The organism is Mycobacterium sp. shizuoka-1 (genome assembly GCF_002723835.1).
Taxonomy (GTDB): Bacteria; Actinomycetota; Actinomycetes; order Mycobacteriales; family Mycobacteriaceae; genus Mycobacterium.
Genome location: NZ_BEWG01000104.1, coordinates 41581 through 67416, shown reverse-complemented (window position 1 = coordinate 67416; position 25836 = coordinate 41581). Strand labels below are relative to the sequence as shown.

The following is a 25836-nucleotide window of genomic DNA, read 5'->3' as shown; positions in this document are numbered from 1 at the left end:
TTGTGTCATACCGGTTTTGACGGAGACGGCCCGATTTCGGTTCCGGTCTGGGTCAATCGGGGCCGCAGGCGCCGTGGCTCGATCTCTTCTCCCGCGCTGACATCGTCGGCCAGCGCCGCCCCCGCCGTGACGAGGCCCGCGACGTCGATGTCGTAGGGCGCCGCGGTGGTCTCGGCCAGCGCCGCCGAGGCCCGCCGCAACAGTGCCACCCCGCCCGCGTGATTGCCGCGCTGGACGTGGGTGATGCCGACCGCGAACTGCGCCAGTGCCTGCCACAGGGTGCACTCTTCGTCGGGTCCGTTCTTCCACGCCGCCTCGAAGACTTCGTGGGCGTGAAATGCCCTGCCTTGATTCAGCAGGTCCTGTGCGTAGGCCAGCGTCTCGGCAGGCGGTAGCCGAAGGTCGTCGGGGATGCGCGGCACTCCCGCCGCGCCCGGCGGTAACGGCCTGCCCAGGGCGTCGCGAGCCCGGGCATTGCGCGGGCGACCGGACTCGTCGCGGTCACGGTCGCGGTCCACCTCACCGACTCTAGCCAGCGTCCTGAGTCATTGATTCGCCAACCCGGGAATCGCCCGAATCGGCCCCCTTCGTGCGCCGAACGTGGGTGTTGTCGTTGATTTTTCGTCGATTCTCACCGACAACCCACACGCTCGGTGGTCGGGACCACTGCGAACGAACTAGCGACTCAGGACACTAGCCGCTGTTGCGCAGCGCCGAGGCCAGCCCGCTCATGGTCAGCAGGATGCCGCGCTGCACCAGCTCGTCGGTGTCCCCGGAGCGGTACCGGCGCAACAGCTCGACCTGCAGGTGGTTGAGCGGCTCCAGGTACGGGAACCGGTTGAACACCGAGCGGGCCAGTGCGGGGTTGTCGGCCAGCAGATCATCCTGCCCGGTGATCAGCGAATGCATGCGGATCGTGCGGTCGTGTTCGGCGACGATCTTGTCGAAGACCCGGTGCCGCAGCTCCTCGTCGTCGACCAGCCCGGCATAGCGAGCCGCCAGCCCCATGTCGGACTTGGCCAGCACCTGCGCCATGTTCGACAGCACCGTGGCGAAGAACGGCCACGTCGCATAGAGGTCCTGCAGCACCTCCAGCCGGCCGTCTCCCTCGGCGATCCACTGCTCGAACGCGGTGCCGGTGCCGTACCAGCCCGGCAGCATCACCCGCGACTGGCTCCAGGCCAGCACCCACGGGATCGCCCGCAGGTCGGCGATCGACGTGGTGGGTTTGCGTGAGGTCGGCCGACTGCCGATGTTCAGCGACCCGATCTCGCTGACCGGGGTGGATGCCTTGAAGTACTCGACGAATCCCGGTGTCTCATGGACCAATTCGGCGTAGGCGCGCTGCGCGCGGGCGGCCAGGTCGTCGAGCACCTGGTAGGCGCGTTCGGCCCGCTCGCCCAGTCCCTCGGTGTCGAGCAGGGTCGACTCCAGGGTGGCAGCCAGCAGCGTCTCGAGGTTGCGGTGCGCAATGCGCGGCTCGGCGTACTTGGCGGCGATCACCTCACCCTGCTCGGTCAGCCGCAGCGATCCGTTCACCGCCCCCGGCGGCTGGGCCAGGATGGCGTCGTAGCTCGGCCCGCCGCCGCGGCCGACGGTGCCGCCACGGCCGTGGAACAGCCGCAGCCGGATGCCGGTCTTGCGGGCCGAATCCACCAGATCCAACTCGGCGCGGTACAGCGCCCAGTTGGCCGCCAGGTAGCCGCCGTCCTTGTTGGAGTCGGAGTAGCCGAGCATGACCTCCTGGCTCTCCCCGCGGGCGTGCACCATCGCGCGGTACAGCGGCAGGTCGAGGATCGATTCCAGGATCGACGCCCCGCGCTGCAGGTCGTCGATCGTCTCGAACAGCGGCACGATGCCGACCGGGGCGTACGGATGTTCGCCCGAAACATCCAGCAGCCCGGCTTCTTTGAGCAGAATACCGGCCTCGAGCATGTCCGAGACCGACTGGCACATCGAGATGATGTAGTTGGGCACCGCCGCCGGGCCGAACACGTTCACCGCGCGGGCCGCCGCGAAGACGATGTCGAGTTCCTTGCGAGCCAGCTCGGAGAGCTCGGAGTCGTCGCGAACCAGCGGGCGCCGGGTGGCCAGTTCGGCCGCCAGCAACTCGACCCGCTCCGATTCCGACAGCGACGGGTAGTCGGGGTGCACTCCGGCCCAGGCCAGCAGTTCGGCGATCACCTGCTCGTGCACCTCGGAGTTCTGCCGCATGTCCAGGCCACTGAGGTGGAAGCCGAACACGTCCACCGCGTCACGCAGCCGGGCCAGCCGGTCGTCGGCCAGCAGCGAGCTGCCGTGGGCGCGCAGCGAGGTGTCGATGACGTCGAGGTCGGCCAGCAGTTCCGCCGGGGTCTGATAGGGCTGCAGCCCCAGGTCCAGCGTGTGCGCCGGGGTGCGGTCCAGGATGGCCTGACCGGTGGCGGTCAGCCGGGCGTGCACCACGCGCAGCGCTCGGCGGTACGGCTCGTCGAGGCGGGCCGGTTCGTGGCAGGCATCGGCCAGCGCGACGAGGTCGTCGGTGGTCTTCACCAGCCGCGCCGACATCGACAGTTCCTGCTCGAGCGTGGTCAGCTCGGCAAAGTAGTGCCCCAGCGCGGTGTAGGCGGCACTGCCGGTGGCCAGCCGCACGACGTCGGCGGTGACGTTGGGGTTGCCGTCGCGGTCGCCGCCGATCCAGGAGCCCGGTCGCAGGATCGGCTGGGCCAGCAGCGTGGTGCCCGGCCAGCGGGCTCGCAGGGCGTCACGCACCTGCGCGTTGACCTTCGGGATCACCTCGAAGAAGGCCGCCGGATAGTACCGCAGGCCGACTTCGATCTCATCCTGAATCTTCAACCGGGACAACCGGATCAGTGCGGTCTGCCACAGCGTCAGGATCTGCCTGCGCAGTTCGGTCTCCACCGACCGGCCGTCCTCGGTCTCGGCCTGCCCGTGCAGCCGCATCCGCATCAGCGCGGTGATGCGGTGCTGGGTGTCGAACACGGTCCGCCGACGGGTCTCGGTCGGGTGGGCGGTGATCACCGGCGACACCAGCGCGCCCGTGAGCGCGTCGGCGACGGTGGCCGCCGGCAGCTGCGCGGCATCCAGCTTGACGTAGGTGGCGGCCAGCGTGCTGTTCTGCGGCGGTTCGCCGGCGGCGACGTGGATGGCCCGGCGGCGTTCGCGGTGGATGTCCTCGGCGACGTTGGCCAACAGGGCGAAGTGGCTGAAGGCGCGGATCACCGGGATCGCCTGGTGGATGTCGATGCCGTCGAAGAGCTGCGCGAGTTCGGACCGGTCGATCTCGGAACGGCGGACCCGGAACGATTCGACGCGGGCCCGCTCGACGAGAGCGAACACCTCGTCGCCGTTCTGCTCGCGGACGGTGTCACCCAGGATCGCGCCCAACAACCGGATGTCCTCGCGCATCGGCTCGGTGGCCTCCCGCCCCACCTGGGTGCGGGTGACCGCGCCGATCGGCTCCAAGGACGCGTCTTCAGCCATCTGTTCAGTATCGGGGGCGCCGGTGGGGTCCGCAGAACGTGTGAATCTATCCACAGACCCGGGTTCGTCCACAGATCGGTTTTCGGACGGACTTATTCGAAACTATGTTCGATACCGTGGGATCATGACGTGCGAACCCCTCACCGCCCAGGCGGTACACGACCGGGTCCGCATCGAACTCGATCGGATCGACGCGGCACACGCCGGCCTGCGGTCCATCTGTACTGATCTGGCCGGCAACGCTTTTCGCATCGAGGTCGCGCAGCGCCTGGAAGACCAGCATCGGACCAACCGGGGCCTGTCCTACCGGATGTTCGGTGAGATCGCCGAACCGGTCGACGGCCCTGGGCAGCCGGCCGGGGTCAAGGTCCGCGACGTCGTTGCCGGCCGGTTGCGGCTGACGGCCGGGGAGGTCAGGCGCCGGTTCCGGGTCGCGGCCCGGATCCGGCCGGGCCGGTCGCTGACCGGGCCGGTACTGCCGCCCGAACTGCCGGAGCTGGCTGCGGCGGTCGAGGCCGGTGCCGTCGGCGAGGACCATATTTCCGCCGTGTGCCAGGCGCTGGACAGACTGCCGTCTGCGGTGGCACCGGCCGACCGCGAGGCCGCCGAGCGCGCGCTGGTGCGCCATGCGCGACAACAGGATTCGGCGTTCGTCGCCGCGATCGGAGTCGAGATCGGTGATTGCCTGAACCCGGATGGCACGTTCACCGACGCCGATCGTGCCCGGCGGCGCGGACTGCATCTGGGACGGCAGGGCGCCGACGGCATGAGCCGGCTGACCGGGTGGCTGGATCCCGAGGCCCGCGCGTACGTGGAGGCGGTGACCGCCGCGCAACGCCCGGGCCGCCACGTTCCCGACGGCACCGACGGGCGCGACACCCGCTCCCCCGAACAGCGCTGCCACGACGGGCTGAAGCTGGGCTTGAAGGCCGCGGTGGAATCCGGGGGGCTCGGACAGCACCGCGGGCTGCCGGTCACCGTGATCGTGTCCACGACGCTGAGTGAATTGGAGCAGGCGGCGGGGTGGGCGCGAACCGGCGGAACGGGCCGACTGCCGATGCGCGACGTCATCCGGATGGCGAGCGAGGCGATCCACTACCTCGCGGTGTTCGAGGACCACTCGGCCCGGCCGCTGTACCTGGGCCGCGCCAAACGCCTGGCGACGGCCGATCACCGGATCATCTGTTACGCCCGGGATCGCGGCTGCACGAAACCGAACTGCTTCGAACCGGGCTATCACAGCGAGGTGCACCATGCCGTGCCGTGGAGCGAGGGCGGCCCGACGGACGCTGACAACCTGTACTTCGGCTGCGGCCCCGACCACACGATGGCGACCGAGGGGACATACGCCACGACCGTCACCGACGACGGCCGGATCGCCTGGAGCGACGGCACCGGTCCGCCGCGCGTCAACGACGCGCACCACCCCGAGCGGCTGCTGAATCAGGACGATGACCAGCCGGGCTGAGGCAGGATCAAGTCATGGCGATCTCACCGACGACAGTCTTCGCGGCGCGGCGGGTGATCACCATGGACCCAGATCTACCCGATGCGACGGCGGTCGCGGTGGCGGACGGACGTGTCGTGGCCGTCGGTTCCGTGGCCGAGTTGCGAGACATCGGGACGGTGGACGACAGCTTCGCCGATGCGATCGTCTGCGCGGGATTCATCGATCAGCATCTGCACCCGATCCTGGGCGCCACCACGCTGATGACCGACGTGATCGCGATCGAGGATTGGGAGCTGCCCGGTGCGACCTACCCGGCCGCGCATTCCGCCGAGGAGTATCGCCGGCGACTTTCCGAAGCTGCGCAACGGTTTTCGGAGCCCGACGAGTGGCTGTTCTCCTGGGGCTACCACGAGCTCTGGCACGGCGCGCTCGACCGGCACGCGCTCGACGAGATCAGCACCAGCCGGCCGATCGCGGTGTGGCAGCGTTCATGTCACGAGTGGTTTCTGAACTCGGCCGCGATCGATGCGCTGGGGCTCACGGCAGAGGACGTGAGCGGCCCGGCCGCCGGCATGGTCGATTTCGCCGCCGGCCACTGGTGGGAGACCGGGATGAACCTGCTGCTCCCCCACCTCGCCCCGGTGTTCATGAGCCAGGACCGCCTGACGAATGGACTGCATCAGCTGGTCGACTACCTGCGCCACAACGGCGTGACCGCCATCAACGAGCCCGGCCTGATGTGGGCGCTCGAACCGTGGTCGCTGTACCACGACATCCTCGGCGATCCGGCGACGCCGTTCACGTCGACATTCCTGGTCGATGCCCGCAGCCAGGCCGATGGCGGGATGGATCCGGCGGACGCGGTGGCCGACGCACAACGCCAGGTCGAGTCGGCCTCGACCGGCAAAGTCCGGCTGCTCCCCAAGCAGGTCAAGCTGTTCGCCGACGGCGCGATCATCAGCCAGCTCATGCAGATGCGCGATCCCTACCTCGACGACGACGGCCATCCCGACCTGTGCCACCATGGCGAGTGGATGATGCCACCCGATACGTTCCGGGCGTTTGCGGAGGTGTACTGGAACGCGAACTGGCAGTTGCATATTCACGTCAACGGGGACGCGGCGCTGGATCTGGTGCTCGACACCGTCGACGAGTGCATGGCCGAACATCCGCGCACCGACCATCGCACGGTGATCGTCCACTTCGCCAATTCGTCCGAAGAACAGATCGACCGGATCGCGCGACTGGGTTGCATCGTGTCGGCCAACCCGTATTACCCGGTCGGATTCGCCGATCAGTACGCCGCCCACGGCTTGGGCGCCGACCGGGCAGACGTGATGGTGCGCGCCGCCTCGGTGCTCCGCCGGGGCATCCCGCTCTCGCTGCACTCCGACCTGCCGATGGGACCGGCGGCACCGCTCACGCTCGCCTGGTGTGCGGTGAACCGGCGCACCCCGAGCGGACGAACAGTCGCGCCGGAACAACGGATCTCGGTACACGACGCACTGCGGGCGATCACCATCGAGGCCGCCCACTCCTGGCGACTGGAGGGCGAACTGGGCAGTATCTCCCCGGGCAAACTGGCCAACTTCACGATCTTGGCCGACGACCCCTACGTCGTCGAACCGCTGGCACTCAAGGACATTCCGGTGCTCGGCACCGTCTTCGAGGGCAGGTGGTTCCCTAACGAGTGACCGGCGGCGCCTGGTCCAGCATCTCCGACAACAACGCACCCAACCGCTTCTGCTCAGCGGCGCTGAGGCGAGTGGTCATCTGGGCCAGCAGACCGGCCACCTTCTCGGCGACCTCAGCGCTCCGGCGCTGCCCCTCCGCAGTGAGGGTGACGTGCACCGAGCGGGCGTCCTCGCGACCCGCGCTCTTGCGGGCCAGCCCACGGCGCACGGCACGGTCCATCAATCCGCTCACCGAGGACCGCTCCAACCCCAGGTAGTCGGCCAGTTCGGCCATCGTCGGCTCGCGATCGCGCAGGATCGCCAGCGCACGCAGCTGCGTCAGCGACAGGTCGTTCTCGGCGGCGACCCGGTTGAGCACCGCCATCACCGCGAACGAGGTGCGCACAAGGTCCTCGAGCAGCGCTTCATTCATGGCGCTAGCGTAGCACCGTTAGTTCGTATTACCATCTATTTTAGTTCGTAATACCATCTATTATTGGAGCCTCTCATGCACGCAGCCGTCGTCAACGACTTCACCAGACCACCCGCCTACCAGAACTTCCCGAAGCCCACCGCGACCGCCGACAGCGAAGTCGTCGTCGACGTCGTCGCCGCCGGGCTTCATCCGCTGGTGCGCTCCCGCGCGGCCGGAACGCACTACACCAGCACCGGCACCCTCCCGCTCGTCCCCGGTATCGACGGCGTGGGCCGCGCGCCCGACGGCACCCTGCGCTATTTCGTGGTGGCCACCGACCTGGGCGCCATGGCCGAGCAGACACTCGTCGACCTGCGCCGCAGCGTCGTTCTACCCGATGAGGCCGATCCGGTTGCGATCGCCGCGGCGATGAACCCGGCCATGTCCTCGTGGGTGGCGCTGCGGCGTCGCACCACCCTGCAGCCCGGCCACACCGTGGTGGTTCTCGGCGCGACCGGTAGCGCAGGGCGCCTGGCCGTCCAGGCCGCCAAACATCTGGGCGCGGGCACAGTGATCGGGGTCGGGCGGGATCGCCGGCAACTGGACGCACTGCCCGCGCTAGGGGCCGACCAGACCATCGCGCTCGACGCACTCGACACGAACCTCGACCAGGTGCTGGGCGCCGACATCGTCATCGACTACATCTGGGGCCCGCCCGCCGCCGAGCTGATGGCCGGCTTCGCGCGCGACCGTCACGATTCGAGCCGGCCGCTGACCTGGATTCAGATCGGTTCGATGGCCGGCGTCAGCGCCGACATCCCGTCGGCAGCGCTGCGATCCATGCCGCTACAGATCGTGGGCAGCGGTATCGGCTCGGTGCCGGTTGCCGACATCGTGGCCGAACTGCCGCAGCTGGCCGCCCTGATCGCGAACGGCACGCTGCGGACACAGCCACGCGCGGTCCCGCTCAAAGATGTGGAACAGGTCTGGCAGGAGCCGGAAGACGGTCAGCGGGTCGTCTTTACAACCTGACGGTCACGCCCTGGGTGCTCAGCTGTACTTGATCTGCAGCGCCATGCCGACGATGGACACCACCCAGATGCCGGTGACGAACAACGTCAGCCGGTCGAGGTTCTTCTCCACCACGGTCGACCCGGACAGGCTGGACTGCACACCGCCGCCGAACAGCGTCGACAGGCCGCCACCCTTGGCGCGGTGCAGCAGCACCAGCAGCACCACCAGCACGCTGGTGACCACCAGGATGATCTGCAGAGTCAAAACCATGGCGACCAGACTACCCGGTCACCGCGGCGATCACGGCAACGGCCCACCTGCGGCGATGGCCGACAGGGTGGCGAATTGCTCGCCGTCCAGCGAAGCCCCGCCGACCAGCGCGCCGTCGATGTCCTTCTGCGCCACGATCTCGCCCACGTTCTTGGCATTCACCGACCCGCCGTAGAGCACCCGCACGCCATCGGCCACCTGCGGCGACGCGATCTCGCCCAGCTCGGCGCGAATGGCACCGCACACTTCCTGCGCGTCGGCGGCGCTGGCCACCCGGCCGGTGCCGATCGCCCACACCGGCTCGTAGGCGATCACCACCTGTGCCACCTGCTCGGCGGTCAGCCCGGCCAGCGAACCACGCAACGACGTCACATTGAACTCGACGTGGTTGCCCGCCTCGCGGACCTCGAGCTGCTCGCCGATGCACACGATCGGGGTGATCCCGTGCTTGAGCGCCGCGGCCGCCTTCGCCGCGACGAGCGCGTCGTCCTCGTGGTGGTAGGTGCGACGCTCGGAGTGCCCGACCACCACGAACGTGCAGCCCAGCTTGGCCAGAAACGCGCCGCTGATGTCGCCGGTGTACGCGCCCGAATCGTGCTGCGACAGGTCCTGCGCACCGTAGGTCAGCCGCAGCTTGTCGCCGTCGACCAGGGTCTGCACACTCCGCAGATCGGTGAACGGCGGGATGACCGTGACATCAACCTTGTCGAAGTACTTGTCGGGCAACGAGAACGCGATCTTCTGGACGAGCGCGATGGCCTCGAAGTGGTTGAGGTTCATCTTCCAGTTGCCGGCGATCAGCGGTTTACGTGGCACAGCACTCCTAGGACGATTCGAGGATTTCAATACCGGGCAGAGCTTTGCCCTCAAGGTATTCCAGCGACGCGCCGCCGCCGGTGGAAATGTGCGAGAAACCGTCCTCGGGCAGCCCGAGCTGACGCACCGCGGCTGCCGAATCGCCGCCGCCGACGACGCTGAACGCACCCTTGGCGGTCGCCGACACGATCGCCTCGGCCACTCCCATCGTTCCCGCCGCGAACGCCGGGAACTCGAACACGCCCATCGGCCCGTTCCAGAAGATGGTGCGCGCGTTCGACAGCAGCGCGGTGAACCGCTTCACCGACTCCGGGCCGATGTCCAGGCCCATCTTGCCTTCCGGAATCCGGTCGGCGGCAACGGTTTCGGCGGGCGAATCGGCCGAGAACTTCTCGGCGACGACGATGTCCACCGGCAGGTGGATCACGTCACCGTATTTCTCGAGCAGGTCCCGGCAGGTATCCAGCATCTCTTCCTGCAGCAGCGACGTGCCCACCGAAACACCTTGCGCGGCAAGGAAGGTGAAGCACATGCCGCCGCCGATGATGAGGCTGTCGGCCTTCGTGGCCAGATTCTCGATGACGGCCAGCTTGTCCGACACCTTGGAACCGCCCAGCACCACCGCGTAGGGCCGCTCGGTCGAGCTGGTCAGCTGCTCGAGCACCTTGACCTCGGTGGCCACCAGCGTGCCCGCGTAGTGCGGAAGCAGCGTGGCGACGTCGTACACCGACGCCTGCTTGCGATGCACCACGCCGAAGCCGTCGGACACGAAAGCACCGTCGTCACCGACCAATTCGACCAGCGCCTGGGCCAGTTTGCGCCGTTCGGCATCGTCCTTGCTGGTCTCCCGCCCGTCGAAGCGGATGTTCTCCAGCAGCAGGACGTCACCGTCGGTCAGGCCTTCGGCCCGAGCCAGCGCATCGGTGCCCACCACGTCGCCGGCCAGCTGGACATGTCTGCCCAACTGCTCCCCCAGCGCCACGGCAACCGGCGCCAGCGAGAACTTCGGCTCCGGGCCGCCCTTGGGCCGGCCCAGGTGTGCGGTCACCACGACCTTGGCCCCGGCATCGGCCAGCGCCTTGAGCGTCGGCACCGAGGCGATGATGCGGCCCGGGTCGGTGATGTGCCCGTCGTCGTCGAGCGGGACGTTGAGATCGGAGCGCACGAGAACGCCCCGACCCTCAACGCCCTCGGCCAACAGGTCAGCGAGAGTCTTGACGGCCATCGCTGTTACAGGGACTTACCGACCAGCGCGACCAGGTCCACCAGGCGGTTGGAGTAACCCCACTCGTTGTCGTACCAGGACACGACCTTGGCCTGATCGTCGATGACCTTGGTCAGACCCGAGTCGAAGATGGAGCTGTGCGGGTCGGTGACGATGTCGCTGGAGACGATCGGTGCGTCGTAGTACTTCAGGATCCCCTTGAGCGGGCCCTCGGCGGCGGCCTTCATCGCGGCGTTGATCTCCGCGGCGGTGGCCTTCTTGCTCAGCTCCGCGGTCAGGTCGGTGACCGAACCGGTGGGGATCGGCACGCGCAGCGCGTAGCCGTCGAGCTTGCCCTTCAGCTCCGGAAGCACCAGGCCGATGGCCTTGGCCGCACCGGTCGAGGTCGGCACGATGTTCAGCGCGGCGGCACGCGCCCGGCGCAGATCGCTGTGCGGGCCGTCCTGCAGGTTCTGGTCCTGGGTGTAGGCGTGGATGGTGGTCATCAGGCCCTTGACGATGCCGAACTCGTCGTTGAGGACCTTGGCCAGCGGGCCGAGGCAGTTCGTCGTGCAGGACGCGTTGGAGATGATGTTCTGGCTGCCGTCGTACTTGTCGTCGTTGACGCCGAGCACGATCGTGATGTCCTCGTCGGTGGCCGGCGCCGAGATGATGACCTTCTTGGCACCCGCGTCGAGGTGGCCCTTGGCCTTCTCGGCCTTGGTGAAGATGCCGGTTGATTCGACGACGATGTCGACGCCGAGATCGCCCCACGGCAGTTCAGCCGGGCCGGCCTTGACCTCGAGAGCCTTGATCTTGGTGTCGCCGACGACGATGGTGTCCTCGCCTTCGAGACTCACGTCGTACGGCAGCCGGCCCAGGATGGAATCGAACTTCAGCAGGTGCGCGAGAGTCGCGTTGTCGGTCAGGTCGTTGACCGCGATGATCTCGATATCCGTGTTCTTGCCCTGCGCCTTCTGCGCGTCGAGAGCCCGGAAGAAGTTGCGTCCGATGCGGCCGAAGCCGTTAACGCCAACCCGGATGGTCACGTTGTCTCCTCTAGTAGCTTCTCAGTACCCGCGCCCAGCCTAGTGTCCTGCTCACCGGCGTGCGCGACCGCCTGGAATGTCACCCGGGGGTCCCCCCGATTCGGGGACCGCTCTGGTCGGCGCGCGGCGATCCCGTCCACCGTTCCCGGATCTCGGGCAGCGTGCCGTCCTGCTCGGCGGCGGCCTGCGCGACGTTGATCCGGCCCAGCAGCGCGGTGGCGCTGGTCGGCACCGCAACCGCGATCTTCTCCGAGGTGATGCCGCGTTGGACCACCGCGACCCCGGGCATCGCACCGGTCAGTCGGGTCAGTACCGGTTCCAGGTACAGCACCGCGTCGCACCGACCGGTGGACAGCTCGCGCAATGCGCCGCGGATCCCGCCGTAGGGATAACGCCGCACCCGGGCGACCTTGCCGTCGGCCAGCAGCCGGTTGGCGATCGGCTGGCCGGTGTCGCCCGCCAGCACCCCGATGGTCAGCCCGTCGAGATCGTCGATCGAAGCCACCTCGGGCAGCCGGCCGGCATCCACCGCCAGCGCCTGGCCGGAGATCAGGTAGGGATCGCAGAACGCCGCCTTCAGCGCGCGGGAACCGGTGACCGCGATCCCCGAGGCCACACAGTCGAAGTCGCCGGAATCCAGCGCGTCGAGCATCTCGCTGACGTCGCGGCCCCGGTAGTGGACGAACCGCACCTCGGCGCCCAGCCGCCGGCCGATCGCGGTCATCAGGTCGGCGTCCAGACCGGTGTCGCCCGACTCGGTGAACGGCGGATCGGAAAACGCCACACCGACGCGCAGAACCTCACCGCCGGACATCGGACAACGGTAACCCTGCCCGCCACAGAGCAATTCGGGGGCGGCGGGCTGGGCGGCCCGATCGCCATTACGCTGTTGCGATGGCACGCGTCTTGTCGGTCAACCTGGCCCGGGTCCGCGCGAACCCGGACGCACCGTCGAAGCGGACCGGCATCGACAAGGTGCCCACCGACGGGGCCGTGCCGGTACGCGCGCCCGGTCCGATGCGCCAGGGTCTGGGCAGCGGTCTGGTCGGCGACACGATCGGCAACCAGAAGCTGCACGGCGGCGACGATCAGGCCGTCTACGCCTACGCCCGCGAAGACCTCGACGAGTGGGAAACCCGGCTGTCGCGGCCGCTGACCGGCGGCATGTTCGGCGAGAACCTCACCACCGCGGGCGTCGACGTCACCGGCGCGCTCATCGGCGAACGCTGGCGGGTGGGCAACTCCGGGCTGGTGCTCGAAGTCTCCGCCCCGCGTACCCCGTGCCGCACCTTCGCCGCGTTCCTGGACATCGACAACTGGATCAAGACGTTCACCGCCGCCGGCAAACCCGGCGCCTATCTGCGGGTGATCTCGCCAGGGACCGTCCGCGCCGGCGACACCATCGAGATCGAGCACCGGCCCGACCATGACGTCACGATCAACCTGGTCTACCGCGCCAAGATGTCCGAACCCGCCCTGCTGGCCCAGTTGCTGCCCGCCGACGCGCTGTCGGCCGAACTCAAGGCCTACGTGGCTAAGCGTCTTCGAGCAGATCAGGGGTGACGGCCGACTCCGTGTCGGGAATGCCGTCCTGCTTGGCCTTGCGGTCGGCCATCGACAGCAGGCGCCGAATACGGCCGGCCACAGCGTCTTTGGTCATCGGCGGATCGGCCAGCCGGCCCAGTTCCTCCAGCGAGGCCTGCCGGTGTTCGACCCGCAGGCGCCCCGCCGCGGCCAGGTGATCGGGCACCGTGTCGGCCAGGATGTCCAGCGCCCGCTCGACGCGAGCGGCGGCCGCCACCGCGGCGCGGGCCGAGCGGCGCAGGTTCGCGTCGTCGAAGTTGGCCAGCCGGTTGGCGGTGGCCCGCACCTCGCGGCGCATCCGGCGTTCCTCCCACGTCAGCCGGGTGTCCTGAGCACCCATCCGAGTCAACAGGGCGCCGATCGCCTCACCGTCGCGCACCACCACCCGGTCGGTGCCCCGCACCTCGCGGGCCTTGGCGCTGACGCCCAGCCGGCGCGCGGCGCCGACCAGAGCCAGGGCGGCTTCCGGTCCGGGACAACTGACTTCGAGCGCTGAGGAGCGCCCAGGCTCGGTCAGCGAGCCATGGGCGAGGAACGCGCCCCGCCAGGCCGCCTCGGCGTCGCCGACGCTGCCACCGACCACCTGGGCGGGCAACCCGCGCACCGGCCGGCCACGCATGTCGAGCAGCCCGGTCTGGCGGGCCAGCGCCTCCCCGTCCTTGGCGACCCGCACCAGATAGCGGGTGCTCTTGCGGATGCCGCTGGCCGACAGCACGTGCACCACCGCGTTGTAGCCGTAGAGGTCGTAGATGTCCTTGCGCAGCCGCCGGGCGATGATCCCGAGGTCCACCTCGGCCTCGACGACGACCCGGCCGGACACGATGTGCAGCCCGCCGGCGAAACGCAGCAGGGAGGCCACCTCGGCACGGCGGGCGGATACGGAATTGACCGTCAACCGGCTGAGTTCGTCCTTCACCTCAGCAGTCATCGCCACGGGTCGTCACCTCTCGGTCCGTTGCCAGCTGGTCCCTGCACGCCGTCCCCCTGTCGAGTCCCGCCGGCCTGCATGGACGCCGCCGACGGGCGGGACGACGGCGCGGGAACCGTGTTCCGGGCGCGTACACCGTCAAGCGCTGCAGCCAGCTTCGCCGGGTCATGTAAAGGTGTACCAGGTCTGGAGACGTCGGCAAACCGAACCGAGGCTTCCAGCAGGCTTGCGGTGCGGCGAAGTTGGTCACGTTCCCGGTCAGATGGGACGCACGACGAATCGACGATGATCTCGTCGACGACGAAGCCGGGCGCGTGCTGGGCCAGCACGTGGATATGACGCTCGGAGGAGAAACCCGCGGTCTCCCCCGGCTCGGCGGCCAGGTTCAGCACCAGAGCCCGGCGCGCGGTGGTGGCGGTCAGCGCCGCCGCCAGCTCCGGCACCAACAGGTGCGGGATCACGCTGGTGAACCACGAACCCGGACCGAGCACCACCAGGTCGGCGGTCATGATCGCGTCGATCGCCTGCCGGGTGGCCGGCGGATCGCCGGGTGACAGGCGCACCCGCCGCACCTTGCCCGGTGTCGTCGCCACCGCGACCTGACCGCGAATCACCCGGCTCATCCGGGGGTCGTCGTCCAGGCCGGCGACGTCGGCCTCGATCTCCAACGCGATCGGACACATCGGCAGCACCCGGCCCTTGACGCCCAGGATGCGGCCCAGTTCGTCGAGCGCGGCCACCGGATCGGCCAGCAGTTCGTTGAGCCCGGCCAGGATGAGGTTGCCGATCGGATGTCCGGCCAGCGCACCGCTGCCGCCGAACCGGTGCTGGATGATGGTGGCCCACAACCTGCCGTGCGGACTGTCGGAAGCCAAGGCCGCCAACGCCATTCGCAGATCACCGGGTGGAACGACGTCGAGTTCGTTACGCAGCCGGCCGGACGACCCGCCGTCGTCGGCGACGGTGACCACCGCGGTGATATGTGGGGTGAGCCGGCGTGCCGCGGACAGCGTCGCATACAGACCGTGCCCGCCACCGAGGGCGACGATCCGGGTCATTCGCGACCCAGATCGCGATGCAGCACCCGGACTGCGAGGTGCTCGTTGTGCTCGAGCAGCCCGGCAAGGGCCTCGGCCATGGCGACGCTGCGGTGCTTGCCGCCGGTGCAGCCGATGGCCACGGTCATGTATCGCTTCCCTTCCCGGCGGTAGCCGTCGACGACGAGTCTCAGCAGCTGATGGTAGGTCTGCAGGAACTCCCCGGCGCCGGGTTGACTCAGGACGTAATCCCGCACCGCCGCGTGCTGGCCGGTGTGCGGCCGCAGTTCGTCCACCCAGTGCGGGTTGGGCAGGAAACGGACGTCCATCACCATGTCGGAATCCATCGGCAGCCCGTACTTGAAGCCGAACGACTCCACGGTGACGCTGGTCTGCGCGACGGTCTCGCCGCCGAAGGCGCGTTCGATGCTGTCCCGCAGGCCGTGCACCGACAGGGTCGAGGTGTCGATGACCAGATCGGCGGACGCCCGCACCGGGGCGAGCATCGCTCGTTCGGCGGCGATGCCCTCGGCCAGGGTCTGGTTGCCCTGCAGCGGATGGCTACGCCGGTTGTTCTCGTAGCGCCGGACCAGGATGTCGTCGGAGGCTTCCATGAACAGCACCCGCGAGTGGATGCCACGGGTCGCCAGCTCGTTGCGCACCCAGTCCAGGTCGCCGGTGAAACCGCGGGAGCGCACGTCCATCACCACCGCCAGCTGGGTGATCCGCGAGCCCGCCGCCAGGCCGAAATCCACCATCCGGGCGATGAGCTCGGGCGGCAGATTGTCGGCCACATACCAGCCGAGATCCTCGAGTACCTTTGCCGCGGTGCCCCGGCCGGCCCCGGACAGACCGGTCACCAAGACCACGTCGATACCCGATTCCTCGCCGGTCTGGCCGGTGCGCATGTGTTCGCCTGTGCTGTGATCTGTCATCGCGTCGCCTGTTCAGCAGACTGATCTTTGCCGACGGGCTCGGCCTGCGCAGCCGATCCCGTCGAATCCACCGTCACGCCTAGTGCTTCCAGCACCGCGGTGGCCGTCGCGGCACCGATGCCGGGCACCGCCGTGATCTCCGCGACGCTCGCCTGCCGCAGCCGCGCCAGCGACCCGAAGTGGGTCACCAGCGCCTTGCGCCGGGTCTCCCCCAGCCCGCGCACCGAGTCCAGCGCCGAGGCCGTCATCCGCTTGGACCGCTTGCTGCGGTGGTAGGTGATGGCGAAGCGGTGCGCCTCGTCGCGGACTCGCTGCAGCAGGTACAGGCCCTCGCTGTTGCGGGGCAGGATCACCGGGTCGATCTCCCCGGGCACCCACACCTCCTCGAGCCGCTTGGCCAGACCGATCACCGCGACGTCGGTGACCCCGAGGTCGTCCAGCACCGCCTGGGCCGCGTTCACCTGCGGTGCGCCGCCGTCGACGACGTACAGGTTGGGCGGGTAGGCGAACTTGCGGGATTTGCCCTCCGGGGAAAGCTCCTCGAGGGGCTGCTGCTGCTCGTGAACATGGCGGGCGAAGCGCCGCCGCGTCACCTCGGCGATCGAGGCCACGTCGTCGGAGCGGCCCTCACCGGCGGCCTCCCGGATCGCGAAATGCCGGTAGTCGGACTTGCGCGGCAGACCGTCCTCGAACACCACCATCGACGCCACCACATCGGTGCCCTGCACATGGCTGATGTCGACACACTCGATGCGCAGCGGCGCGTCAGCCAGCCCCAACGACTCCTGAATGTTCTGCAGCGCAGCCGATCTGGCGGTGAAGTCGCCGGCGCGCTTGAGTTTGTGCTGTTGCAGCGCCTCCTGGGCGTTGCGATGCACCGTCTCGGCCAGCGCCTTCTTGTCACCGCGCTGCGGCACCCGCAGCGCCACCCGCGAGCCCCGCAACCCCGACAGCCAGTCGCCCAGCTCGTCGGCGTTCGGCGGCAGGCACGGCACCAGCACCTCGCGCGGTACCGGATTGGTGGCCTCGTCCGCGGCCCCGTCCAACTCGGCCTGGTCGCCGTAGAACTGGGTGAGGAACTGCTCGACCAGCTGAGCCTCCGCGGATTCGCTTGGATCGCCGGGCTTTTCGACCACCCAGCCACGCTGACCACGGACCCGGCCGCCGCGGACGTGGAAGACCTGCACCGCGGCCTCCAGGTCGTCGTCGGCGAACGCGACGACGTCGGCGTCGGTGCCGTCACCGAGCACGACGGCCTGCTTCTCCAGCGCGCGCTTGAGCGCCGCGATGTCGTCACGCAGCCGGGCCGCCCGCTCGAAGTCGAGTTCGGCCGAGGCTGCGTTCATCTGGTGTTCCAGCTCACGGGCGAACCGGTCGGTCTTGCCGGACAGGAAATCGCAGAAGTTCACGACGATGTCCCGGTGTTCTTGGGCTGTGACCCTTCCCACGCACGGCGCCGAGCACTTGTCGATGTAGCCCAGCAGGCACGGACGCTCGATCTGGCTGTGCCGCTTGAACACTCCGGCCGAACACGTGCGGGCGGGGAACACCCGGGTCAACAGGTCCAGGGTCTCCCGGATGGCCCACGCATGCGAGTACGGCCCGAAGTAGCGGACCCCCTTGCGCCGCGGGCCGCGATAGACGAACAACCGCGGATACTCCTCGCCCAGCGTGACAGCCAGCACCGGGTAGGACTTGTCGTCGCGGTAGCGGACGTTGAACCGCGGGTCGAACTCCTTGATCCAGTTGTATTCCAGCTGCAGGGCCTCGACCTCGGTGGTGACCACCGTCCACTCGACCTTCGCCGCGGTGGTCACCATCTGGCGGGTTCGCGGATGCAGCGCGGAGATGTCCTGGAAGTACGAGGTCAGCCGGCTGCGCAGGCTCTTGGCCTTGCCGACGTAGATGACCCGGCCATGCGGATCCCGGAATCGATAGACACCCGGCTCGACCGGGATCGACCCGGGCGCAGGTCGGTAGGTCGCGGGATCGGGCACGCTCTCCAGCCTAAGGTGTGCCAGATGGCCGCCGTGACACCTCCGGGGTCGCCGGAAGCCGGGTATCAGGATCCAGCCAGGTCGGGCCGGTAAGTGGCCAGCGAGGTGCGCAGCGTGTCCATCGCCGCCACGGCGCGCTCGCCGTCGACGGACTGGATCGCGAACACCGGAAGGTATTCGTAGTGGGCCAGATCCACCCGCGCCCATCGCGCGCCCTCCGGGAAGGACACGCCCATCACCTCGTTCCACGGCACGACCCGCTCGACCAGGACGTTGCGCACCCCGATGCCGGCCGGACCGATACGCATCCGCGGCATCGCCAGCAGCAGGATCGCCCCGGCCAGGATCACTCCGAGGGCGCCCATCGCCACCTGATCGGCGGTCTGGATGATCGCCCCGGTATAGCGGATCTTCAACAGGAACCCGACCACGATGCCCGCCGTCGCGATCACGAACGCCGCGGTGTAGGCGACGTACGGCATGCGGCGCGGCCGCACCACGACATCCCAGCGCTCGTTCGCCGCGGTCATGCCCCGCGCAGGTGCCGCAGGGTCAACGCCGTCGACAACGCGGCCGCGGCGGCCTGGGCACCTTTGTCCTCTGCCGAACCGGGCAGCCCGGCCCGGTCCAGCGCCTGTTCCTCGTCGTTGGTGGTGAGCACCCCGTTGGCCACCGGCGTCGACGCGTCCAGCGACACCCGGGTGAGCCCCTGCGTGACGGCATCGCAGACATAGTCGAAATGCGGCGTCTGGCCCCGGATCACCACCCCGAGCGCGACGACCGCGTCATGGGTGCGGGCGAGTTCTTGTGCCACGACCGGGATTTCGATGGCGCCGAGAACTCGCACCACGGTCGGGCTCGGCACCCCGGCGTCCTCGGCCACCCGCCGGGCGCCGTCGAGCAGCGCATTGCAGATCTTCGAATGCCAGGTACTGGCCACGATCGCCAGCGACACGTCGGAGGCGTCCATCTCCGGAAAGTCGGGAACGCCTGCGCCACCACTCATATCAGAGGGCCCCGCCGAGATCGCCCGGCACGGCGTCGTCGTAGTCCTCGAGGCCGGTCAGGTCGTGACCCATCCGGTCACGCTTGGTCATCAGGTAGCGGATGTTCTCGGCGTTGGCGCGCACCGGCAGCGGCACCCGCTCGATGATGTGCAGCCCGTAGCCGTCCAGACCCACCCGCTTGGCCGGGTTGTTGGTCAGCAGCCGCATGGAGCGGACGCCGAGGTCCACCAGGATCTGCGCACCGATGCCGTAGTCGCGCGCGTCGGCAGGTAACCCCAGCTCCAGGTTCGCGTCGACGGTGTCGGCGCCGGCGTCCTGCAGCTGGTAGGCCTGCAGCTTGTGCATCAGGCCGATGCCGCGACCCTCGTGGCCGCGCATGTAGAGCACGATGCCGCGGCCCTCGCGGGCCACCATCGCCAGCGCCGCATCCAGCTGTGGACCGCAGTCACACCGCCGCGAGCCGAACACGTCACCGGTCAGGCACTCCGAGTGCACCCGCACCAGCACGTCATGACCGTCGTTCTCCGGCCCCGCGATATCGCCCCTGACCAGCGCGACGTGCTCCACCTCTTCGTACATGCTGGAATAACCGACCGCCCGGAACTCGCCATGGCGGGTCGGGATCCGCGCCTCGGCGATCCGCTCGATGTGCTTCTCGTGCTTGCGCCGCCACTCGATCAGGTCCGCGATCGAGATCAGGGCCAGGTCGTGTTCGTCTGCGAACACCCGCAGCTCATCGGTCTGGGCCATCGAGCCGTCGTCCTTCTGACTGACGATCTCGCAGATGGCGCCCGCGGGCTGCAATCCGGCCAGCCGGGCCAGGTCGACGGCGGCCTCGGTGTGACCGGGTCGGCGCAGCACCCCGCCGTCCTTGGCGCGCAGCGGCACGACGTGGCCCGGCTTGCTGAAATCCTCGGCGACGCTGGTCGGATCGGCAAGCAGTCGCATCGTGGTGGCCCGATCGGCAGCCGAGATACCAGTTCCCACACCGTTTTTCGCGTCCACCGTGACGGTGTAGGCGGTGCCGTGCTTGTCCTGGTTGACCGCGTACATCGGCAGCAGGCCGAGCTTGTCGCAGATCTCACCGGACAGCGGAACACACAGGTAACCGGAGGTGTAGCGGACCATGAACGCGACCAGCTCCGGTGTCGCCTTCTCGGCGGCGAAGATCAGGTCACCCTCGTTCTCGCGGTCCTCGTCATCGATGACGACGACGGCCTTGCCCGCCGCGATATCGGCAACCGCCCGTTCGACGGTGTCCAGCCTCGTCATCTCTGCCGCCTACCCATGTCCTGATGCTGCTTGTAGACAGTATGAACCACCGCGCCCTGGCGAATATTGCCCGTCCTGGTCAACGGTCGCCCGCCGGCCGGTTCGGCGCCGCCGACCGCCGATATCCGCAGGCCAGGTGCGCGGTGTGACGTACGTGACAGGACGGGACCCTGAGGTGAACCCCAGATGAACTCATGGTGGGTCCGGCCCGCTCGGCGGGCTCGATGCAGCGCGGGTGCGATCTGATACCTGCGACCCCACAACCCTGAGGAGTGCGATGAGGGGACTTGGTCTCGATGTCGGCGTGCTCGGCGTCCTGCCGGTGCGCGCCGGCGAGCTGAACTCACCCGAGGCGGTCGGCCAGTGGTTGCGCTCGGTCGGATCCGTCGAGCGAAGCCGCCAGGTCGGTGCGATCTCGCGGGAGAAGCTGACCACCTTCGTCTCGCTGCTCGACGCCGAAACGGGCCCGGAGCTGCTCGGGTCGGTCGACGCCGACCTGGCGCACCGGATCGTGCAGGCGGCCGACACCGCGCAGTCGGCACGGTGGCTGGCGACGATCGACACCGACGTGGCCGCCGAAATCCTTCGGCGACTGCCGAATTCGGCCCGCGAGACGCTGCTCGACCAGATCGGCGCAGCACAGGCCGACGTGCTGCGCGAGGTTCTGACGTGGCCGCCGACGTCGGTGGCCGCACACATGCTGCCCGACGTCTTCACCATCCCGGACGCCGTCACCGCCGTCGACGCCGAGGCACTGGTACGTGCCCAGAGCGCGCAGATGCGCGGCCGAGCCCGTCCCGGTGCGCTGATCTACGTCACCGACGCCGACCGCCGGCTGATCGGATTCCTGGAGTTCCAGGACCTGGTGCTGGCCCAGCCGGAGCAGACCGTCGCCGAACTGACCAGCCTGGACCCCGTCTGGGTGGGTCCGCTGACCGGCGCCGAGCAGGCCGCCCAGTCACTGGTGGACTACGACCTGGCCGCGCTGCCCGTGGTAGACGATCAGCGCAGGCTGCTCGGCGTTCTGACCGCCGACACGGCGGCCGACATCATCGACGCCGAGGCGACCAGGGACGCCGAGCGACAGGGCGGGTCGGCCCCGCTGGAAGTCCCCTATCTGCGGGCCTCGCCATATCGCTTGTGGCGCAAGCGAATCGTCTGGCTGCTCGTGTTGTTCGTGGCCGAGGCCTACATCGGCACCGTGCTGCGCGCGTTCGAGGACGAGCTGGAAGCCGTCGTTGCGTTGGCGTTCTTCATCCCATTGCTCATCGGGACCGGTGGCAACACCGGCACCCAGATCACCACCACGCTGGTGCGGGCGATGGGAACCGGCCAGGTCCGGCTGCGTGACGTGCCCAAGATCCTGGCCAAGGAGGTGTCGACCGGCTTCCTGATCGCCGCGACCATGGCGCTGGCCGCGGTCATCCGCGCCTGGACCCTCGGCGTCGGCCCCCAGGTGACCATCACGGTGTCGTTGACGGTCGCCGCGATCGTGCTGTGGGCCTCGATCGTGGCCTCGGTTCTGCCGCCGCTACTCAAGAAGCTGCGGGTCGACCCGGCGGTGGTGTCGGGGCCGATGATCGCGACCATCGTCGACGGCACCGGGCTGATCATCTACTTCCTGATCGCCCACGCCACCCTGCCCCAGCTCGCGGGGCTCTAGGGAGGCGTCAGCTCCACGACTTCGAGGTGCTTGCCACGATCTTGTTCCCGCTACCGTCAACCGCGATCGTGCCGTCCGCGTTGGTGAGGTAATAACCATCCCGGACTGTGATGGTGAGAGTCCCCGAGCCGAATCCGTAACTCGCACCGCCGGTATCCAGGTTGCCGGTGATGTTGCCGCCCTTGCTGTTGTCGTAGCCGGGGGTGCCGCCACGGTTGGTGCCGACAAGGTCACCGTCGATATCGTCGACGTTGAGGTTCCACACGACCTTCGTGCCGGACAGGCCGGTGACGTAGGAACCGGACGCGAACGTCGGTGCACTGTTCACCGCGAAGACCGGCACGTTCACCTTGACCGTGCTGGTACCGCCGTACGCATCGGTGACCGTCAGGTTGAACCAGTCCGTCGTGGTGGTGCCCGAGGCACCGATCTTAGCCGCGGCGTGGTAGTACGCCGCGTTCTTGGTGATCGAGTACGACATCGTCCCGTTGGAGTTCACCGTCACCGTGCCGCCGTTGGCGGTGGTGATGGTGCCGCCACTGGCCAGCGCGAAGGTGGTACCGCTGCCGTCGTACTTGTTGTTGACGTAGAGCGCATCCCCGTCGGAGTCGCTGACTGCGAAGGTGATTCCGTTGATCGTCTGCACATAGCTGGACGAGTTCAACGACCCGGGCGAGGTCAGGTTGACCGTCCCGGTGCCACCGTTGACGGTCACCGCAGGCGCGTTGTTGCTGATCGACGGGGCGACGTTGATCGTAGCGATGATCACCGACTTGCCGGTGGCGTCGGTGGCCCTGATGGTGAACGAATCGTTCGGGGTCGTGGTGTGACCCAGGCTGCCGTTGCGCGTGTAGCTGTAGGTGCCGTCGGCGTTGACCACCACGGTGCCCTTCGACGGACCGCTGCCCAGGCTGTAGGTCAGCCCAAGCCCGGTATCGCCGCCCGGGACGTTCAGTGAGCCGGTGGTGGAACCGGCCACGCCGTTGGTGTTGGTCTGCGGCGACGGTGTGGTCAGGCCGTTCAGTGTCACCGTCGCGGTGGTGACGCCGCCATGGCCGTCGTCGACCTGCACCTGGAACGAATCCGTGGTGACCCCCACCTTGGGGATATAGGTGAACGACGTACCGCTCATCGTGACGATGCCGCCGTTGGTCGTGTACGCCGATCCACCGCTGGTGTTGAGCAGGCGGTAGGTCAGGCTGTCGCCGTCGTTGTCGGAGCCACCAGAGATGGTGCCGCGCACCACCCCGAGGCCGCTGGTGCTCGAACTGGCGACACCGCCGCTCAGCGTCGGCGTCGCGTTCTGCTTCTCGATCGGAATGCCGTAGGTCACCGCGGTGGTGCCGCCGAACCCGTCACTGACGTTGATGGTGAACGTGTCACCGGGGTCGCCCGCGACAGCATGGTCATGCCAATAGCTGTCCGAGACACCGAACCACGCGTACTTCTGGTTCGTGTAGGTGAACGCCCCGTTGGCAGCAACCGTGATCGACCCGCCCTGAGCGGTGCTGTATGTGCCGGCGGCCCAGGTCACCGGATCACCGTCTGCGTCAGTCGCTTTCAGAGTTCCGGTCGTGGTCTGCTTGTCGTTCGGACCGACGATCCGCTCCAGTTTCGAACTGCCCACTGTCACACCGTTGCCCACCGGCGCACTGTTGCCGATCGTGGCGTCGACGTTGACCACGGCGATGGTGACTGTCTTCCCGGTGCTGTCCGTGCCCAGGATCGTGAACGAGTCCGTCGTGGGCTGCGATCCGGCCGTCGCCGACCTGGTGTAGACGAAGGTGCCATCGGCATTCACCGTCACCGTGCCCCTGGCGGCGTTGGGAGCGGTGCCCAGCGAGTAGGTCATCAGCCCGGTATCGGCACTGCCGGTGGGGATGTCCAGATTGCCGGTCACAGTGCCGGTCCGGGTGTTGAATGTCGCCACCGGTGACACCGAACTCACCGGTACCGATACCGACGTGGTGTAGGTGTGGCCGAAGGCGTCGGTGCTGACCACCTGGAACGAATCCGTCGTGGCACTCGAGGCCCGATTCGGGATGTAGGTGTAGGCGCCCGTGGTCGCGTTGAGCTTGACGATGCCGCCGTTGGCGGTGTAGGCCGATCCCCCACTGGCTCCGCTGAGCGCGAAGGTCGTCGGATTGTCCGAGTTCTGCGGCACGCTGATGGATCCGCGAACCACGCCCAGCCCCGAGGTGCTCGTGACCGTATTGGTCATCGTCCCGATGGCCTGGTTGTAGTAGACGGTCACCGTGACGGTTTTTTGTGTCTCGTTGCCGTTCGGCATGTACGGCTTCGACACGCTGATCTGGCCGTCCCCCTGCGCCAAGACCGTCAGTGTGAACGTCAGCGTCTTGGGAGTCGTGGGCCCCAGCGGATTCCAGTCCCACACAGTCCAATTCATCCGCCCGTTGGTGCCATCGACCACGGTGACGGTGAAGCGGCTGTCGTTGGGTTCGGTGAATCCGTATGAGGTGATCGGGTCGCCGTCGGCGTCGTAGAACTGGACGTAACCCGACACGGTGGTGCCGCTGGCGCCCGGCAGATGCTGGCTGGTCTGCTGCATGTCGGTCACCACGGGCCCGTGATCGGTGGCGACGTCGGCGAACCGCCGGAAAATCGTGACCACGACGACGTACATCATCAGCGACACCGGATTCGGCGCCGGACCGATGTCGATGGTCATGTCCAGAACGCTCGCGGGGGCGAGGAAGGCCGCCCTGGCCGCCCCGATGACGCCGTCCAGGTCATTCGCGGTGAGCCCGTTGATGACCGGGTTTGCGGCAATATCCTGCAATGCTCCGGCGATGCTCACCGCTTCTTCGATCCAGTGCTGGATGTCGACGGTCTGCGAAGTGTTGAACAGCACGATCGCACCCGCGAGCACCGCGGCGGTCACCGATGCCTGCGTGATCGTCGACGGCGCGCCGTCGACCATCTTGAACGGAGGCACGAACTGGTCGATGAGAGTGGCCAGGCCATTGAGGCCGTAGGACAGCCGGTCGACCACGATCGAGGGCTTGAAGAACGCGTTCAAGAACGTGACCGGGAACTTGAGCCACCCATTGGCCGCGGTCAGCGGGGCCGCCATCAACGCGTCCAGCTGGGCGGCCCAGGCGTCGAGCGAGGTCTGGATGGCGTATTGCGCCGGGGTGGTGATCGGGCCCGCGCCGGCCTGAACGGCCGCCGTGTCCCCGGAATTCGGCCATACCGCGGCGGACGACGTGGCCGCCGCGGCGGCGGCCTTCGCCGAGGTGGCCTTCCGAACGGGGATCGTCGTCGTGGGCGCCGGTGTCTCGGCAGGCGTTTCTGTCGCGGTGCCGTCGGTGGCGGTTGCCGCCGGCGTCGCGGGATCGGTCTCGGCAGGCGAGGCCGAGGAATCGGCCGCAGTCGTGGTGGTGGTGCTGGTGGTGGTCGTGCTGGTGGTGGTCGTGCTGCTCGCAGCCGGTATCCGGCTTGAGCCCACCGACCGGACCGCTACCGCGGAACCGCTGTTGGAGTCCGCGGCCGGTTGCTTGCCGGTCGGGCGGGGGCGCGCAGGTCCGGCGGTGCCGGCCTTGCGGGTGGAGTTCGCGGAAGGGGCGGAGTTGCTCCCGGAGTTGCCGGCCGCGGTCTTGGCGGATCCGGAATCCGAGGAGGAACCGTCGGTGCTGGCCGCGGCGACGCCGTGGCCGACACCGACCGCGAGACCGACCCCGAGTGCGGCGGCGAAGATCCCGTTGCGCGCCGCGCTCGTCCGGTTGCGGGCAACGCGCTTGCGATGGCGCCCGGCCTGCTTTCTGTGGCGAGCCGCGTGCTTCTTGGAACTCAACGGATCTCCCGACACGTCCGATTGTGACGAGCCTCGCACAGTCCAGCATGGGAGACCCGCGCCACTTCTTGGTTGGCCCGCAACGTAACATTGCGTACGGTATTTCTCCAAAGCTTGTTTCAGTCAAATTTCGAGGAAACGCATCTACCTGCACATTCTTCGCGAAATTCACATCCGCGTGTCCACTTCAACCGCTGAGCACTCGCCTAGCATGAGAGATGTAGC

21 protein-coding genes are annotated in these 25836 nt (G+C 68.2%); 5 read left to right on the top strand and 16 right to left on the bottom strand.

Features of this window, described 5'->3' with window-relative positions; genetic code table 11:
* Nucleotides 1-5 precede the first annotated feature (5 nt).
* Together MSZK_RS25865 and ppc are read right to left on the bottom strand one after the other, a co-directional pair.
* Nucleotides 6-518 carry a DUF309 domain-containing protein gene (locus MSZK_RS25865; protein ID WP_099251388.1) on the bottom strand — a complete coding sequence of 171 codons (513 nt, stop codon included), beginning with the start codon at nucleotides 516-518 and terminating at the stop codon, nucleotides 6-8.
* Between the two features lie 175 nt (nucleotides 519-693).
* Nucleotides 694-3483, bottom strand: a complete 2790-nt coding sequence (gene ppc / locus MSZK_RS25860) for a phosphoenolpyruvate carboxylase (protein ID WP_099251387.1) — start codon at nucleotides 3481-3483, stop codon at nucleotides 694-696.
* Nucleotides 3484-3607: 124 nt separating this feature from the next.
* Here ppc and MSZK_RS25855 point away from each other — a divergent pair, with 124 nt between their 5' ends.
* Entirely contained in the window at nucleotides 3608-4951 is a 1344-nt protein-coding gene (locus MSZK_RS25855; RefSeq protein WP_099251386.1) for an HNH endonuclease signature motif containing protein, read from the top strand.
* Nucleotides 4952-4965: 14 nt separating this feature from the next.
* Nucleotides 4966-6627: an amidohydrolase gene (locus MSZK_RS25850; RefSeq protein ID WP_099251385.1), complete on the top strand. Its 1662-nt coding sequence runs from the start codon at nucleotides 4966-4968 to the stop codon at nucleotides 6625-6627.
* On the opposite strand, the gene MSZK_RS25845 is transcribed toward MSZK_RS25850, so the two are convergent.
* The gene (locus MSZK_RS25845) at nucleotides 6617-7039 is read right to left on the bottom strand and encodes a MarR family winged helix-turn-helix transcriptional regulator (protein ID WP_099251384.1); all 423 of its coding nucleotides are present in this window, start codon (nucleotides 7037-7039) and stop codon (nucleotides 6617-6619) included. The two genes, MSZK_RS25850 and MSZK_RS25845, sit on opposite strands and share 11 nt — an antisense overlap.
* Nucleotides 7040-7114: 75 nt before the next feature.
* On the opposite strand from MSZK_RS25845, the gene MSZK_RS25840 reads away from it, so the two are divergent.
* On the top strand, nucleotides 7115-8053 hold the full coding sequence (locus MSZK_RS25840; RefSeq protein WP_099251383.1) for a zinc-binding alcohol dehydrogenase family protein: 939 nt from the start codon (nucleotides 7115-7117) through the stop codon (nucleotides 8051-8053).
* An 18-nt stretch (nucleotides 8054-8071) separates the two neighbouring features.
* On the opposite strand, the gene secG is transcribed toward MSZK_RS25840, so the two are convergent.
* From secG to MSZK_RS25815, 5 genes are all read right to left on the bottom strand, one after another.
* Complete coding sequence (gene secG, locus MSZK_RS25835) at nucleotides 8072-8305, bottom strand: preprotein translocase subunit SecG (RefSeq protein WP_099251382.1); 234 nt, start codon at nucleotides 8303-8305, stop codon at nucleotides 8072-8074.
* Between the two features lie 30 nt (nucleotides 8306-8335).
* Nucleotides 8336-9121 (bottom strand): triose-phosphate isomerase, encoded by a 786-nt coding sequence (gene tpiA / locus MSZK_RS25830; protein ID WP_099251381.1) that lies wholly within the window; start codon nucleotides 9119-9121, stop codon nucleotides 8336-8338.
* Between the two features lie 7 nt (nucleotides 9122-9128).
* Entirely contained in the window at nucleotides 9129-10346 is a 1218-nt protein-coding gene (gene pgk, locus MSZK_RS25825; RefSeq protein WP_099251380.1) for a phosphoglycerate kinase, read from the bottom strand.
* A gap of 5 nt (nucleotides 10347-10351) precedes the next feature.
* Entirely contained in the window at nucleotides 10352-11374 is a 1023-nt protein-coding gene (gene gap / locus MSZK_RS25820; RefSeq protein ID WP_099251379.1) for a type I glyceraldehyde-3-phosphate dehydrogenase, read from the bottom strand.
* Between the two features lie 79 nt (nucleotides 11375-11453).
* Nucleotides 11454-12188, bottom strand: coding sequence for an ABC transporter substrate-binding protein (locus tag MSZK_RS25815; RefSeq protein WP_099251378.1), 735 nt, complete (start codon nucleotides 12186-12188; stop codon nucleotides 11454-11456).
* A gap of 80 nt (nucleotides 12189-12268) precedes the next feature.
* On the opposite strand from MSZK_RS25815, the gene MSZK_RS25810 reads away from it, so the two are divergent.
* The gene (locus MSZK_RS25810) at nucleotides 12269-12937 is read left to right on the top strand and encodes an MOSC domain-containing protein (protein ID WP_099251377.1); all 669 of its coding nucleotides are present in this window, start codon (nucleotides 12269-12271) and stop codon (nucleotides 12935-12937) included.
* On the opposite strand, the gene whiA is transcribed toward MSZK_RS25810, so the two are convergent.
* The 7 genes from whiA to MSZK_RS25775 all read right to left on the bottom strand — a co-directional run bounded on the left by whiA (nucleotide 12909) and on the right by MSZK_RS25775 (nucleotide 20134).
* Nucleotides 12909-13886, bottom strand: coding sequence for a DNA-binding protein WhiA (gene whiA, locus MSZK_RS25805; protein ID WP_099251506.1), 978 nt, complete (start codon nucleotides 13884-13886; stop codon nucleotides 12909-12911). The genes MSZK_RS25810 and whiA overlap by 29 nt on opposite strands.
* Nucleotides 13883-14944, bottom strand: a complete 1062-nt coding sequence (gene yvcK / locus MSZK_RS25800; RefSeq protein WP_099251376.1) for a uridine diphosphate-N-acetylglucosamine-binding protein YvcK — start codon at nucleotides 14942-14944, stop codon at nucleotides 13883-13885. The genes whiA and yvcK overlap by 4 nt, the downstream gene beginning before the upstream one ends.
* Nucleotides 14941-15831, bottom strand: coding sequence for an RNase adapter RapZ (rapZ, locus tag MSZK_RS25795; protein WP_199203499.1), 891 nt, complete (start codon nucleotides 15829-15831; stop codon nucleotides 14941-14943). The genes yvcK and rapZ overlap by 4 nt, the downstream gene beginning before the upstream one ends.
* A gap of 23 nt (nucleotides 15832-15854) precedes the next feature.
* Nucleotides 15855-17855: an excinuclease ABC subunit UvrC gene (uvrC, locus tag MSZK_RS25790; protein WP_099251374.1), complete on the bottom strand. Its 2001-nt coding sequence runs from the start codon at nucleotides 17853-17855 to the stop codon at nucleotides 15855-15857.
* A 65-nt stretch (nucleotides 17856-17920) separates the two neighbouring features.
* On the bottom strand, nucleotides 17921-18385 hold the full coding sequence (locus MSZK_RS25785; RefSeq protein ID WP_099251373.1) for a PH domain-containing protein: 465 nt from the start codon (nucleotides 18383-18385) through the stop codon (nucleotides 17921-17923).
* Nucleotides 18382-18861 (bottom strand): 6,7-dimethyl-8-ribityllumazine synthase, encoded by a 480-nt coding sequence (gene ribH, locus MSZK_RS25780; protein WP_099251372.1) that lies wholly within the window; start codon nucleotides 18859-18861, stop codon nucleotides 18382-18384. Before ribH ends, MSZK_RS25785 begins: the two co-directional genes overlap by 4 nt.
* Before the next feature lies 1 nt (nucleotide 18862).
* Nucleotides 18863-20134 carry a bifunctional 3,4-dihydroxy-2-butanone-4-phosphate synthase/GTP cyclohydrolase II gene (locus tag MSZK_RS25775; RefSeq protein WP_099251371.1) on the bottom strand — a complete coding sequence of 424 codons (1272 nt, stop codon included), beginning with the start codon at nucleotides 20132-20134 and terminating at the stop codon, nucleotides 18863-18865.
* Between the two features lie 277 nt (nucleotides 20135-20411).
* On the opposite strand from MSZK_RS25775, the gene mgtE reads away from it, so the two are divergent.
* On the top strand, nucleotides 20412-21797 hold the full coding sequence (gene mgtE / locus MSZK_RS25770; RefSeq protein WP_099251370.1) for a magnesium transporter: 1386 nt from the start codon (nucleotides 20412-20414) through the stop codon (nucleotides 21795-21797).
* 7 nt (nucleotides 21798-21804) lie between these two features.
* Here the strand turns inward: mgtE and MSZK_RS25765 are convergent, their stop codons facing one another.
* Entirely contained in the window at nucleotides 21805-25611 is a 3807-nt protein-coding gene (locus MSZK_RS25765) for an Ig-like domain-containing protein (protein WP_142390009.1), read from the bottom strand.
* Nucleotides 25612-25836 lie beyond the last annotated feature (225 nt).